The sequence below is a fragment of the Candidatus Poriferisodalis sp. genome (assembly GCF_965198245.1).
Classification (GTDB): Bacteria; Actinomycetota; Acidimicrobiia; order Acidimicrobiales; family Poriferisodalaceae; genus Poriferisodalis.
Genome location: NZ_OZ240249.1, coordinates 1,334,762 through 1,349,636, shown reverse-complemented (window position 1 = coordinate 1,349,636; position 14,875 = coordinate 1,334,762). Strand labels below are relative to the sequence as shown.

Annotated in this window: 8 protein-coding genes and 1 pseudogene; 7 read left to right on the top strand and 2 right to left on the bottom strand. The window is 66.9% G+C overall.

What is annotated here, in order from left to right:
- The first annotated feature begins 269 nt into the window (after positions 1-269).
- The 4 genes from ACOCMM_RS06270 (at position 270) to ACOCMM_RS06255 (ending at position 5,391) form a co-directional block, all read left to right on the top strand.
- Positions 270-1,898: a long-chain fatty acid--CoA ligase gene (locus tag ACOCMM_RS06270; protein WP_419552328.1), complete on the top strand. Its 1,629-nt coding sequence runs from the start codon at positions 270-272 to the stop codon at positions 1,896-1,898.
- A gap of 7 nt (positions 1,899-1,905) precedes the next feature.
- Positions 1,906-2,691: a hypothetical protein gene (locus ACOCMM_RS06265; RefSeq protein ID WP_419552327.1), complete on the top strand. Its 786-nt coding sequence runs from the start codon at positions 1,906-1,908 to the stop codon at positions 2,689-2,691.
- Between the two features lie 82 nt (positions 2,692-2,773).
- On the top strand, positions 2,774-3,658 hold the full coding sequence (gene dapA / locus ACOCMM_RS06260; protein WP_419552326.1) for a 4-hydroxy-tetrahydrodipicolinate synthase: 885 nt from the start codon (positions 2,774-2,776) through the stop codon (positions 3,656-3,658).
- Positions 3,655-5,391 (top strand): ribonuclease J, encoded by a 1,737-nt coding sequence (locus ACOCMM_RS06255; protein WP_419552325.1) that lies wholly within the window; start codon positions 3,655-3,657, stop codon positions 5,389-5,391. The genes dapA and ACOCMM_RS06255 overlap by 4 nt, the downstream gene beginning before the upstream one ends.
- Positions 5,392-5,471: 80 nt before the next feature.
- Here the strand turns inward: ACOCMM_RS06255 and ACOCMM_RS06250 are convergent, their stop codons facing one another.
- Positions 5,472-6,773: an ATP-binding protein gene (locus ACOCMM_RS06250; RefSeq protein ID WP_419552324.1), complete on the bottom strand. Its 1,302-nt coding sequence runs from the start codon at positions 6,771-6,773 to the stop codon at positions 5,472-5,474.
- Here ACOCMM_RS06250 and ACOCMM_RS06245 point away from each other — a divergent pair.
- Positions 6,712-7,037 (top strand): annotated as a pseudogene (locus ACOCMM_RS06245) (DUF5615 family PIN-like protein); the annotation flags it as partial. The gene ACOCMM_RS06250 and the pseudogene ACOCMM_RS06245 sit on opposite strands and share 62 nt — an antisense overlap.
- Before the next feature lie 287 nt (positions 7,038-7,324).
- Here the strand turns inward: ACOCMM_RS06245 and ACOCMM_RS06240 are convergent.
- Positions 7,325-7,660: a transposase gene (locus tag ACOCMM_RS06240; RefSeq protein WP_419554829.1), complete on the bottom strand. Its 336-nt coding sequence runs from the start codon at positions 7,658-7,660 to the stop codon at positions 7,325-7,327.
- A 541-nt stretch (positions 7,661-8,201) separates the two neighbouring features.
- On the opposite strand from ACOCMM_RS06240, the gene ACOCMM_RS06235 reads away from it, so the two are divergent.
- Together ACOCMM_RS06235 and ACOCMM_RS06230 are read left to right on the top strand one after the other, a co-directional pair.
- A complete protein-coding gene (locus tag ACOCMM_RS06235) occupies positions 8,202-9,287 on the top strand; it encodes an IS110 family transposase (protein ID WP_419552323.1) in 1,086 nt (361 codons plus the stop codon).
- 1,527 nt (positions 9,288-10,814) lie between these two features.
- Positions 10,815-10,982, top strand: coding sequence for a hypothetical protein (locus ACOCMM_RS06230; protein WP_419554828.1), 168 nt, complete (start codon positions 10,815-10,817; stop codon positions 10,980-10,982).
- Positions 10,983-14,875 lie beyond the last annotated feature (3,893 nt).

Genomic DNA, 14,875 nt, shown 5'->3' with positions numbered 1-14,875 from the left:
TCGCCAGAGCATTATGAAATGCTCGTGCAGAATTATGCAGAATTATGATGAACCACTGTAGCGATCCAACTCATATACATATGCGCTATATCTCTACAGCACCGGACCAGGAGATTGGTCAATATTGGGGTTGAGCCATACCGGTCGAGCGGGAGGCACTTCCCCCCGGTTGGGGCCCAATTGCCTTCCCGTGCGAGAAGAGGGACGGGAAGAGGGTGCGCCGGCTTGCCCTTCGGCCCGGTGCCTACAGCCCTCTAGCCTGCGGCGTCATGGACTCGACGATGATGGACCTGCCGCTCACCTTGGACCCCTTCGTTGAACGCGCTGAGACGCTGTTCGCGCACAAGGAGATCGTGACCGCAACCGCCACCGGCATCGAGCGCACCAACTACGGGCGCTGGGCGGAACGGACAAGGCGCCTCGGCGGTGCACTTGACGACCTCGGCATCTCCGCGAACGGCCGGGTGGCCACGTTCGCCTGGAATACCGACCGACACCTCGAGCTGTACTTCGCTGCGCCGTGCTCGGGCCGGGTGCTGCACACGCTCAACATCCGGCTGTTCGCCGAACAGATCTCCTACATCGCGAACCATGCCGAAGACGAAGTGGTCTTCGCAGACCGGTCGCTGCTTCCGGTCCTGTGGCCACTGGTGGACGAGATGACGACCGTGCGCCATGTGGTTGTCATGGACGACTCGGGCGGTGGCGACGCAGCACCTGAGGTTCCCGACGATCCCCGCATCGTCGACTACGAGGAGCTGCTGGCCGCTGCGACCCCATCGGGCTTCCGGGTTGCCGACGAACGCCAGGCGGCCTCGATGTGCTACACGAGCGGCACCACGGGCGAGCCCAAGGGCGTGGTCTACAGCCACCGCTCCACCTATATCCACACACTGGCCGCGATGCTCGTCGATTCGGCTGGCGTCTGCGAGAGCGACGTGATCATGCCGGTCGTGCCCATGTTCCACGCCAACGCCTGGGGTCTCAGCCATGCGGCGGTGGCAGCGGGGGCCAAGCTGGTCAATCCCGGTCCGAATCTGGCACCCAAGCCGCTGGCAGAGCTCATCGAGACCGAGCGGGTCACCCTCGCCGCCGGTGTGCCGACGATCTGGATGGGCGTGCTGGGCGAGCTCGAAGGACGTGATGTGTCGAGCCTGCGCGCAATCCCGTGCGGCGGTTCGGCAGTGCCCAAGGCGCTGTCGGAGGGGTACCGGGCTGTGGTCGGGCTGCCGATCCTGCAGGCGTGGGGCATGACCGAGACCAGTCCGCTGTGCTCGCTCGCCCATATCCGCTCGGGCCAGCAAGGCCTCGACGACGATGCAAAGGCCGATCTGCGCACGACGGTGGGAACGGTCCTGCCGACCGTGGAGTTCCGCATCTGCGAGCCCGACACCACCAGCGAGCTGCCCCACGACGGCAAGTCATCCGGTGAGCTGCACGTGCGAGGCCCATACGTGACCGGCTCGTACTACAACCGGCCCGACGCCGCCGACTCGTTCACCGACGATGGCTGGCTGCGCACCGGCGACGTCGCCACCTGTGACCCCAATGGCTACGTCCGGCTGGTGGACCGCACCAAGGACCTCATCAAGTCAGGCGGCGAGTGGATCAGCTCGGCAGAGGTGGAAAACGAGATCATGAGCCACCCCAAGGTGGCCGAGGCTGCGGTGGTCGCGGTGGCCTCCGAGCGCTGGATGGAACGGCCGATGGCATGCGTGGTGCCGGTAGAAGGCGAGACGATCACTCACGACGAGCTCATCGAGTTCCTCACGCCGCGGATGGCGAAGTGGTGGCTGCCCAGCGCCACACAGATCATCGAGGAAGTTCCGAAGACCTCGACGGGCAAGTTCTCCAAGAAGACGCTGCGGGACCGCTTCGGCGATCTCGTCGTTGACTGACGCCAGCGTGAGCGACTTCGACCTTGACCAAGCTCAGCCACACCGCTCCGAGCCCGATGCGAGCGGCCCACACCGCTCCGAGCCTGATGCGAGCGGCCCACACCGCTCCGAGCCTGATGCGAGCGGCCCACACCGCTCCGAGCCGCGCCTGCTGGTGTGGCTGGCGTTGCGACTGAAGGGCCTCGGCGAGATCGACGACGTCGCTGCGATCCACGGGCTCGAACCCGACGTCACCGAGTGGCTGCTTGCCGAACTGGATGCGGCCGGGCACTGCATGTTCCGCGAGGTCGGCGGCGTGCCGAAGTTCATCCTGACGCCAACCGGCCGAGACGACGGTGGAGCCGCGTTGGCAGCCGACCTCGACGAGGCGGGTGCTCGGGACGCGGTCACCGCGGCATACCGGGAGTTCCTGGCGCTGAACCCCAAGATGCTGCAGCTGTGCACCGACTGGCAGGTCTGGCCCGCCGATCATCTCGCGGCGGCCGATGCAGGGCCTGGCGACGGCGGGCGGCTCAACGACCACAGCGACCCCGACTACGACGCAGCGATCATCGAGCGGCTCGAAGCGGTGCACGGCGAGCTGGCGGGCGTGCTCGAAGCGCTCTGCAGCGTGATGGCTCGCTACGAGAACTATGCGCCCCGCTTCACTGAGGCCTTGGGCAAGCTGCAGGCCGGCGACCTGGACTACCTGACCAAGCCGATGATCCCCAGCTACCACACGGTCTGGTTCGAGCTGCACGAGGACTTGCTGGCAACGCTGGGCATCAACCGCGCCGAAGAAGGCAGCGTCTGAGGCGCGCCGGTGCCACTCGCAGGCCCCACAGCCGCCGATATCAGGACCGCTGCGGCAGCGCCTCGGCAGTAGTCTCGGTGACATGAGCGCGCGATTCGGGCGAGTGGTTCCGGCGATGGTGACGCCGTTCGCGGCAGACGGTTCGCTGGATGTGGACGCTGGAGTGACCTTGGCGCGCTGGCTCGTATCGGAGGGCGCCGAGGGTCTCGTCATCACCGGCACCACCGGCGAGGCACCCACCATCACCGACGAGGAGGACTGGGAGCTGTGGCGCGCTGTCGCAGAGGCCGTCACGGTCCCGGTCGTGGCAGGCACCACCACCAACGACACGGCGCACTCGGTGAGCCAGACCCGCAAGGCCGCCGAGCTGGGCGTAGACGGCATCCTGGCGGTGACGCCGTACTACAACCGGCCTTCGCAGGCAGGCATCGCAGCGCACTTCGCGGCGGTGGCCGAGGCCACCGACCTGCCGATCATCATGTACGACATCCCGGTTCGCACGGGCCGCAAGATCAACACTCCGACGCTGCTCGAGCTGGCACAGATCCCCAACATCGTGGCCGTGAAGGACGCCGCTGGCGACCCTGGCGAGACCGCCACGGTCATCGCTCAGGCACCGGAGGGCTTCGAGGTGTACAGCGGCGACGACGGCTTCACGCTGCCGCTGCTGGCCGTCGGGGCCGTCGGCGTGATCAGCGTTGCAGCGCACTGGTCGGCCGGTGAGCACGTCGCGATGTTCGACGCCTGGGAAGCGGGCGACGTGACCAAGGCCCGGGAGATCAACGCCACGCTGCTCGAGAGCTTCGACTACGAGACCGGAGACGCGGCGCCGAACCCGGTGCCGACCAAGGCGATGCTGCGCACGCTGGGTTTGCCCGTGGGTGAGCCACGCCTGCCGATGGGCCCGACGCCTGACGGCTTGGAAGATCGCGCCCGCGAGGTCTACGCCCGACTGAAGCAGACTTGAGTCCGCGCGCGCGGCGCCCAGCGGCGTCCAGCACTTCGACGCGGTCGGGCGCTCCGGCGGACGGCGCAACGAGACAGCCCGTCACCGTCACGTTCCTGGGTGGACTCGGCGACGTCGGGCGCAACTGCACGGTTGTCGAGGTCGACGGCAAGCTGCTGATCATCGACTTCGGGGTCATGTTCCCCGACCCGGCGATCATGCCGGGGGTGCAGCAGGTGCTTCCCGACATGGGTTGGCTCAACTCCCGTGCCCGCGACATCGTCGGATTGGTCGTGACGCACGGACACGAAGACCACCTCGGCGGTGTGCCGCACTTCCTGCGCAGTATCGAGGTTCCGCTCTACGGCTCAGCTCTGTCGATGGCACTGGCAGAGCACAAAGTGACGGAGGCGCGCCTCGGTGACCGCACGTCATTTCATGTCCTGGGCGACGGCGAGCGTCGGCGCATCGGCCCCTTCGACGTCGAGGCACTGCCGATCACCCACTCGGTGCCCCAGAGCTTGTGCATCGTGGTGCACACATCCGCCGGCGCGCTCGTGCACACAGGGGACTTCAAGATCGACGAGTCGCCGGTGGACGGTCGTCTCACCGACTTGGCGCGGCTGCGGGCGCTGGGCGAGGAAGGCATCGCCCTGTTGATGGCCGACTCCACCAACGCAGACCGTCCGGGACGCAGTGCCTCGGAGACCGAGATCGGCGCCACGCTGCGGCGGCTGTTCAGCGAACGCCCGGAGCGGCGGCTCATCGTGAGCTGCTTCGCCAGCCACCTGCACCGGGTCCAGCAGATCTGCGACGCCGCGATCGACGAAGGCCGCGTTGTGGTGCCGGTCGGCCGTTCGATGGTGAACAACGTGCGCATCGCACGCCAACTTGGGGTACTGAAGATTCCCGAGCGTGCGCTGTTCGGCGTTGAGCAACTCGGCAGCTTGGACCCATCGAACGTTTGCATCGTGTGCACCGGCAGCCAGGGAGAGCCCAACGCCGCGCTGTCGTTGATCGCGAACGGAAGTCATCCCGACATCGGGGTCGGACCTGACGACACCGTGGTGCTGTCGAGCCATCCGATCCCAGGCAACGAGCGCGCCGTGTTCCGCATGGTGTCCGGACTGGCTCGCCGAAGTGCCGAAGTGATCCACGACGGGCACGAACTCGTGCACACGTCCGGCCATGCCCAGCGCGACGAACTGCGCGAGCTGCACAAGGCGTGCCGCCCGCGCTGGTTCGTTCCGATCGAAGGCGAGTACCACATGCTGGCTCGCCACGCCCAGCTCGCCCGCGAACTCGGCATGAGGGCCAAGCGGGTGCTGACGCTGACCGACGGAGCCCAGATCACGCTCAAGGGCCCTGAGCTCCAGGTTCGCGCCGGGGTTCCCGCTCCGTATCACTACGTGGACGGAACGCTGGAGGATCCTGACCAAGAGGTCATCGGCGAACGTCTGGCCCTCACAGCAGGTTTCGTACACGTGACCGTCGTGCTTGATTCTGGGGGCCGATTGGCAGCAGCGCCCGACATCGCCTCGCGGGGCTGGCTCGACGTGACCAAGCACGCCGACGTGGTCGAAGCCCTCTCCGAGGAGATCGCTCAGGCCGTCGAGCGAGCCGTCAAGGCGTCACGATCCAGTCCCGACACCGACGAGGTCGAGCGAGTGATCCGCCGCGCCGCCGGTCGCTTCGTCGGGACTCGCACCCGGCGCCGCCCCGCCGTCTCAGCCACCGTGATTCTGCTCAGCTGAGCCTGCGCAAATCGCTGCCGCCGCGCTCTGGAAGCTCATGCCTTGCAGGCCGCCCCGGCCGGGTGCGTTCGGGTGGGAGCCTAGGGGGCGAGCGCGGAAACAGAGACAACCGCGACGCCGTCGGGGCGGTCATAGCTGTATCCGGACGCGGTGATCACCACCAACTTGGACGGCGGGCCAACGCGATCCGTGTCGACCTTGGCCGCTAGGCGAAGCAGCGCCTTCGCAGCATCGTCGATGCCATGGGCGCTGCCGAGCGTCACCTCAACAGCCATCCAACGACCATCGCCGGCCTCCACGATGGCATCGGCTTCGAGGTGGTCGCTGTCGCGGTAGTGCGAGACCACGGCATCGTTCGCTTGGGCATAGATGCGCAGGTCGCGCACCACCAGCGACTCGAACATGAAGCCGAACGCCGGAAGGTCCCCCAGCAGGCGGCCAGGCGTGGCTCGCAGCACGGCCGCGGCCAATGACGGGTCCACAAAGTGGCGCTTGGCCTTGGTGGTGAGCGTGGCGCGCGAGCGCAGATGAGTGCGCCAATGGAAAAGGTCCTCCAGCACGAATAGCCGTTGCAGCGCACTGAGATAGCTGCCCACCGTCGTGCGGTGCAGTCCCCCGCCACTTCCGGCTTCGGCTGCGAGCTTGTTGACCGACGCCGCCGTGGAGACGTTGCGAGCCAGCGACATGATGAGCCGATGGACCCCCTCGGAGTCCCTGCGCACGCCATCGACGGCCGAGACTTCGACGCGGCACACCTCACTGAGGTAATCCCGCAGCGCTCGCTGAGCGGTCAGCGCATCTTGTTCGAGCAGGCGGGGCCAGCCGCCGCGGCAGGTGATGTCGGCTATGCCTTCGACGTCGACGCCCGATGGCGATGCCGCGCAGGCAGCGCCGCTCAGCAGGCCGTTCAGCGACACTTCGCCGGTGGAATGGCCGGATTCCAACAGCGACATGGGACGCATGCGCACCCGACTGATGCGTCCGGCACCGGAATGGCGTGTGAGATCGTCGGGCGGCGTGGCGGAACCCGTCAGGATGAAGCGACCACTCAGGCCGGGTTGCGCATCGCAGGCAGCACGAACGTGGGGCCACACGTCGGGCGCGAGCTGCCATTCGTCGAGCAACCGCGGCACCGCGCCTTCGAGAACGGTCTGCGGTACGACGCTCGATGCGAGCCGCGCGCTCGGGTCCTGCTCGAACAGCACTTCGCTGCGCGCAAAGTGCTTTGACGTCCATGTCTTGCCGCAACCCCGAGGCCCTTCCACAACCACAGCAGCAGATGCAGCGAGAGCATTCCGGAGATCGTGATGGACCACACGGGTGAGGTATCCGGGGGGTGTCAGGGTGCCGCCGGGAACGTTGCGGGCATCGCTGTCGGACACGAGAACTCTCCAGGATCTGGGCCGCGTTGACGGTGGAGCAGGATACTCTGCACATCAGCTTCAACCGACAATTTCAGGAGATTCTAAGCGACTATTTCGGGAGTATCAAATCGACTATTTCTTGGATGCCGCCACGGACCGAGAGATCTGGGATCACGCGGCGACCCATGACTACGTCATCGTCTCGAAAGACTCAGACTTCGGCAGCTTGCATTCCTGCACGGCCCGCCGCCGAAAGCGATCTGGGTCCGGGCCGGCAACGCGTCAACTCGCGCCATCCTTGAGCTGCTGCTACGGCACCGCGGACTCATCGACGACTTCGAAGGCGATGCAGAAGGTGCCTTGCTTGTGCTGTCGCTCGACTGATGTGCCGATCGTTGCCACCGACAGCCTCCGTCGGTACTCCCTTCGGCCGAAGAGTACGACGTTCCGCTCTCCTGCATAGGAGGATTGGGGCCCGAGCTGGCGTCTGATGCTTGTCCAGTCGTTGTCCATCCTTGCCGCCAACAGCGTCCGTCATGGCCGACGTGAATTTACGGGCTCTTCGCGTTTTAGCGTGGGGTGAAGGTGTCGAGCAGGCTCCGGTCGGGTTTTGCGGCGTGCAGCAGGGCTCTGATGCGGTAGTGGTCGAAGTTGGTGATCCCGAACGAGACGCGTTTGGTGAGCTTCGCCGGGTTGTTGGCGGCCCCGGTGGGTCCGTTGGTCACGCGTGAGCGATGCCGGTTCGTGATCTGGTCCCGCCAGGTGCGCGGAGTGCGCCCGAGCTTGTTGGGCTCGGGGGGAACGCTTCGTCGCGCAGGTCGCGGGACAGCTCGTCGAGCGTCTCGGCGGCGAGTGCGTGGTCGCGGATCCGGTAGATCATCGGGACGGTCTCTTTGGCGTGCCAGGCGTCGCGGACCTCGCCGCGGGGGTCGCCGGCGGCGAGCTTGACGACGTGGAACGGGTCGGCGATCTGTTTCGCGTGCGCCAGCGTGTCGGTGAACGCCTTGCGATAGGGGCCCGACAGCTCCACGCCCTCCGCGCGTGCCTGGGCCACCAGATACTCGGCCCAGTCCTTCATCGCTGCATCGTCGGCAGCTTCGCTCGCCGGCACAGCCGGCACGTCATGATCAGTCACAGACATGATCCTTCCCAGCCCACAGCCCTCAGCTGCGGACCCTCAGATCACGCCCGATACACAAAATTCCCGAGTGTCACTGTTGGGTTTGCCGGCGCCTTCTGCCAGGGGGTTACGGTCCGGTTCCATGCTCGACGGTGACTCCACCAGACTTGTGGCCTTGTGCCTGTTGTCAGACGTGTCGCGTCGAGTGTGGGGCCGGCAGGAGCGCTCCTGTCTTGAAGGGAGCCTGACTGTCTCGACTCGGTTGTGACGAAGCGCCCCTGCCGTTCCCGGACCCACCGGAGTTTCACTTCCAGCAGGAGCACAGCATGACACCGCCAGTCGGGGGAATCGACCCCCACCAGGACACCTTCACCGCAGGGATCGTCGACCATCGCGGCGTCGAGATCACCCACGAGACGTTCGACAACACCGCCGCCGGGTACGGCGAAGCGATCGATCTGCTCGACGCTCACGCCGTCTGCCAGGTCGGCGTGGAGGGATCAGCCAAGTGGGGAGCGCACGTCGCGATCGCGCTCACAGCAGCCGGGTTCGACGCCCGTGAGGTGCCGGCGTCGCGCTCAGCGGCCCAGCGCCGCTCGCGTCAGCTGGGCAAGACCGACGCTGTCGACGCGGTCGCCTCGGCCCGCGCGCTGTTGGCCGAGCCGACGCTGGGACCCGTCCAGACGCTGGAGGTCTATGACCCTGCCGTGGCCGAGATCGAGGCTGTGCTCGAGCACCGCCGGGCCCTGGTGGCCGCACGCACGCTGGGTTTGCACCATGTCGCGGACCAGATCTCCAAGCTGCCGACCGAGATACGCGACCAGCTCACCACGAACGGCAAGATCGAAGCCCGGCTGCGCCGCCTCGAACACATCGACCCCGACACCGACACGACCCCCGCCGGCAAATATCGGCTCGAATGGCTCCAGGCGTTCATCGGCCAGGACCGCACAGCTCGCCGCGAGATCCGCCGCCTCGAGCGCCTCATCGACGAGCTGCTCGACCGCCACGGCACCACCCTGCGCGACGAACCAGGCATCGGCCCGATCTCAGCTGCCACGCTGCTGTGCGAGGTCGGCGACCCGACCCGGTTCGACCGCGAGTCCAAGTTCGCCCGCTGGTGCGGCACCGGCGCCGTCGCCCTGTCATCAGGCGAAGGCGCCGCCAACCCCGTCAAGCACCGGCTCGACTTCAGAGGCAACCGGCGCATCAACAGCGTGCTGCACGTCGCGTCGGTCACCCAGCAGCGCACCCAGCCCCAAGCGATTGCCTACCTCGCCAAAAAAGCCACCGAAGGCAAGACCCGACGCGAAGCCAGACGAGCCCACAAACGCCAACTCGCCAACCGCGTCATCCGACGAATGTGGCGCGACGAACAGACCCGAAATCAGCCCTTCGCACTCGCCGCTTGACAAGGGAGCGTCCGACAGTCCCCGGCATCACCCTCGGCTGAGTGGTGCTGGGCTCGCTGCTGAATGCGCTCTAGCAGACAGCGCTAGCTGGCGGGCTGGGTGTCGAAGGTGGTGACGCGGTTCCTGCCCCGGTCGAAACCGGAGTCCAAGGATGCCTGTATGTAGTACCTGGTGCCGGGCACAAGACCGGCGAGAGTGACCGACGCGGTGCTCGCCGAGACCTGCACGAAGCGGTACTGCCACCCGATGGTGTTGGTGGCGTAACCGAAGTACACGAAGGTGTCGTCGGCGTTGGCGATCGGCACGGTGACAGTCGCCGTGGTGGATCCGACGGCGCTCACCACGATGTCGCCGAGCGTGATCGCCGCAGCGGTGCCGTCGCAGTTGGGCTCGGAGCGCTCGGTCGGCTGGGGGGTGACGGTGATGCGGTCGGTGCCCGTGGCGGTGTGGTCGTAGCCGACCAGCACGCTGGTGGAATACACCGGGTCGGCGTCGCGGCGGATCGTGACGATGCGATATTCCTGGCGGATCGTGACGTATGCGTCGTCGCCTGCTTCGGCCGAGCTCAGTCTCGCTCCTGAGGGCTGGCTGACATAGACGCTGCCGTCGTCGCGCACATAGGTGCTTGCGCTGCCCAGGTCCACGAACCTGAGCTGGGACGGGCCCACCGAGAACTCCTCGCCGGCGTGCCGCTCTTGGGCCTGCTCGAAGTCCCACTCGTGGACCTTGTTCCAGAACGTCAGCCGGTCCACCCCAGCAGGGTCCAAATAGCAGTAGTGGGTGCGCCGCTCCACCAGGTAGCCCATCACATCAGCCGCCTGCGCCGCGGGTGCGTTCCATGCCAGCCTCACACGCGCCTGCACGTAGCCGTTCGTCTCATCGACCACGGCGGTGCTCGTATCGCCGACCACGTTGCCGGCCGTCGGGTCCCGGCCCTTGGTCAACCGCACATTGGTCACCCCGAGACTCGGGTCGTCAGCGGCGAGGGCTGGGTCGACGGCGGCGAGCACGGCGACGGTTGCGATGCTGGTCAGCATCTCGGCATGGCCGGCCTGGTCGGTGAAGCTGACCCGCACCTTGACGGTGGCGCCCACGTCGCCTGGGACCAGCGTGTAGGTCTGCGAGGTTGCGTTGGTGATCTCGGCGTCGCTGCCGCGGATCCACTGATAGAAGAACTCCACGCCCGACAGGCCGTCTGCGTCGTCGATGTCCGACGTCGAGGCCGTCAGCGTCTCATGCACCTGCGCAGTGCCCGAGATCGTCGGCCTGCCCGTAGCAGTGGTGTTCGCCACAAGAGCCACGTCGTCGTCGTCGACGGTGACCGACACCGAATCGATCGACTGCCCGTCATAGGCGTCGTCACTCTGGGAATCGTTCACCGCGTGGGACACCGTGTCGGAATCGTCGGCGGTGTCGGTGTCATGAGCCGCGGTGACCGTCACCGTCTGGGGCGTCGACCAGATTCCCGAACCCGACACGGTGAACGTCAACAACGTCGGCGACACGGTCAGATCCCCCGTCGCGGTGATGTCGATCACCACATCAGACGTCGGCGCCGCGTCCAGCACCACCGTGTACGACTCACCCGTCATGTCGCCCTCATCCACCGACAGCGTCGACTCCGACACCGTCACCCCAACATCGTCGTCGTCGGTAACGGTCACTTCGACGCTGGCGATCGCCACGTCGTCATAGGCGTTGTCGCTGTCGTCGTTGTTCACCGTGTGGGTCACCGTGGCGTCGTCGTCGGTGCTGTCGTCGTCGCTCGCCGCGCTCACCGTCACCGTCTGGGGTGTCGACCAGATCCCCTGGCCCGACGCGGTGAACGTCAAGCTCGCCGTCGCCGCGAAGTTCATGCCGTCCGAGCTCACGGTCACATCGCTGTCGCTGTCACCCGACAGCGCCACGTCGATCACCACATCGGTCGCCGGCGCCACGTTCAGCACCACCGTGTAGGTGCCCATCCCGCCCTCGGCCACCGACAGCTCCGAGGTCGACACCGACGGCCTGTCGTCATCGACCACGCTCACCGCCACACTGTCCAGGCTGGCCAAAGCGGCGTACTCCAGGGCGCTGTGCTGGGTATCGCCGTTGCCGTCGGTGTAGCCGGCCACAACGGCGTGGGCGACCGTCGCGGTGCCGTCGGCCATGTCGGCGTCGTCGGCCACGCCGGACACCGTCACCATCTGCGCGTTCGACCAGTTCGACGAGTCGAACACCAACTGCGCCGGGACCGCAGTCGTCACAGCAGCATCCCCCGACGTCACCGACACCGCCACCGGCGCCGACGGCAACGCGTCCAGCACCACCGAATAGGCCTTCGTGGCGCCCTCGTCCACCTCCAGCGTCACCGGCGACACCGTCACCCCCGCCGACGTGTCGTCATCAGCCACCACCACGCTGAGCGTGACCGCCGGCGCGTCCACATACTCCGCCGCGCTGCCCGCCGCCACCGACACGGTGAGCGTCTCGGTCTCATGCACCAAGTTGGCGTCGGAGGCCGCGGCCACGTTCACCGTCTGCGCCGTCGAGTAATCGTCAGGGGTGAACGTCAAGCTCGCCGTCGCCGCGAAGTTCACGCCGTCGGTGCTCACCGTCAAGCTCCCGCTGGCGGCGACATTGATGGTCACGTCCGCAGTCGGCTTAGCCAGCAGAACCAGGTCGAACTCCGTCGTGTCGCCCTCCAGCACCGTTTCGCCGTTGTCGAACTCGGGCGAGTCCACCAGCAGCGCCAAGTCGTCAACGGTCACCGCCAAATCAGCGGTCACCGCCAAATACTCAGCGGCGCTCCCCGTGCCCACCGTGTGGCGGATCGTCGCCGCGACATCGGCGGCATTGTCATCGGGAGGCGACTTCACCGTCACCGTCTGAGCGGTGTTCCACGTCGACGGTGTGAACGTCAAACTGGCCGTCGCCGCAAAATTCATGCCGTCGGTGCTCACCGTCACCGTCTCATAGGACTCCAGATCCGCCACCGCGATCTCCACGGTCACATCAGCGGTCGGCTTCGAGGCCAGCTCCACCGTGTAGGTCTGACCGCTATTGCCCTCGGCCGCGAAGTGCACCGACGTCTTCGACAGCGTTATCCCCACCAAGTCGTTGTCGACCACCGCGACCGCCACGCTGGCGATGGGCACATCGTCATAGGCGTTGTCGCTGTCGTCGTTGTTCACCGTGTGGGTCACCGTGGCGGTGTCGTCGGTGCTGTCGGCGTCTTCGGCCGCGCTCACCGTCACCGTCTGGGGTGTCGACCAGATCCCCTGGCCCGACGCGGTGAACGTCAACGACGACGGGCTCACCGTCACATCGCTGTCGCTGCCATCAGCCGTCGCCACGTCGATCACCACATCGGACGTCGGCGCCACACCCAGCACCACCGAGTAGGTGCCCATCCCGCCCTCGGCCACCGACAGCTCCGACACCGACACCATCGGCCGGTCGTCATCGGCCACGCTCACCGCCACGCTGTCCACACTGGCCAAAGCCGCATACTCCAAGGCGCTGTGCTGGGTATCGCCGTTGCCGTCGGTGTACTCAACAACCACCCCATGGGCCACCGTCGCCGTGCCGTCGTCCATGTCGGTGTCGTCGGCCACGCCGGACACCGTCACCGTCTGCGCCGTGTTCCAGTTCGACGTGTCGAACACCAGCTGCGCGGCATCAACGGTCGCAGCAGAGGTATCCCCCGACGTCACCGACACCGCCACCGGCGCCGACGGCAACGCGTCCAGCACCACCGAATAGGCCTTCGTGGCGCCCTCGCCCACCGACAGCGTCACCGGCGACACCGTCACCCCCGCCGACGTGTCGTCATCAGCCACCACCACGCTGGCCGACACCGACGGCGCGCCCACGTACTCCGCCGCGCTGCCCGTCGCCACCGACACGGTGATCGTCTCGGTGTCATGGGCCGAGTTCCCGTCCTGGGCCGCGGCCACCGTCACCGTCTGGGCGGTGTTCCACATCGCCGACGTGAACGCCAGCGTCCCCGTCGCGCCGAAGTTGTTGCCGTCAGTGCTCACCGTCAGGCCCCCGCCGGCCGCGATGGTCACGGTCACGTCCGCCGTCGGCGGGGTAGCCAGTTCGACTTCGCATTCTGCCGTTCCGCCCTCCAGCACCGAAACCGGACAATCGACCACAACACCCGCCGGGTCGTCATCGGCCACCGTCACCGCAACGCTGGCAATGGTCTCCCCGTCGAAGTCGTTGTCGCTCCGGTCGTCGTCCACGGTGTGGGTCACCGTGGCGGTGTCATCGGCGCTGTCGTCGTCTCCGACGGCCCTCACCGTCACCGTCTGGGCAACCGACCAGTTACCCGACGTGAACGTCAGCGTCCCCGTCGCCGCGAAATTCACGCCGTCGTCGGTGCTCACCGACACATCGCCATCGCTGCCTTCGCCGAACCCGATGTCGATCACCACATCGGAGCTGGGCGCCTGGCCCAGCTTCACCGTGTAGGTGTAGGGGCCCGTGCCGGCCTCGACCACTGCCAGCTCGGTCACCGACACGATCACCTTGGAGGCCTCGTTGACATCGACGACCGTCACGGTGACGCCCACTGTGTCGTCGAGCTGATCGCTGACGCCGCGGTTGTCAGGAATGCCGTTGTCGGTGACTTTCACCGTCACGTCGTAGTCGTTCATGGTGTCGCCGTCGGCGGGCGACTCGAAGTCGGGCACGGCGGCGAAGGTGAGCTCGCCGTGGCCCTGGGCGTTCTTGGCGATGGCGAAGTCGCCCGCGTCGGTGCCTTCCAACGACCACGTCAGGGTCGTGTCGGCGTCGGGGTCGGTCGCCTCGTAGGTCTTGACGACCTCCGACGTTGCGGTGTTCTCGTCGACGTTGAACGCGGTGAACGCCGCCGCCGTGGTGGTGATCACCGGCGCCTCGTTGACGTTCGTCAACTCGACGGTCACCGCGATGGTGTCGTCGACGGCGGTGTCGGGCTCGCCGTCGACGTCTTTGGCGTCGCTCACGTTCACCGTCACGGTGAAGCTGTTGTTGGCGGCGTCCTCGAAGTCGAAGGTGTGCGCGACCCCGGTCTTGGTCGTTATCTGGCCGTCCGAGTCGATGTCGAAGGTCCCCGCGTCGGTGCCCGTCAGCGTGTAGGCCAGCGTGTCGGCGCTGTCGCGGTCGGTGGCGGTGACCGCGCCGCCGACGACGCCCACTCCCGCGGCGCTGTTCTCCGCCAGGGTGCGGGTAGCCGTCTCTGCGCCGAATCTCGGCGGGAAGTTGCCCTCGCCGACCTCGAACAGCCCCGACAGGGCATAGAAGGGCCAGTTGGTGGCGGGGTCGAAGAAAGCATTCGCGTCGAGGGGGCCACTCGAGCTGTGATCGAGGCGCCCGACCTGGATGCTGCCCCCGTTGCCGATCGCCAGCGAAGCATTGTCGGGCAGGAGCTTCTCGGTCCCGGCGTCGGTGCTGCCGGTCCAGACCCGCTCGACGGCGATCGGGGCGCCGTCGGCCCCGGTGGGGTTGGCCTCGTCGTCCCAGCCGCCGTCGTAGAAGTTCTCGTAGTCGTCGGCGACCTTGGTGCCGTTGAGCCACCAGATGGGCACGCCCTTGTCGTCGGCGGTGTAGGCGGTGGCGGT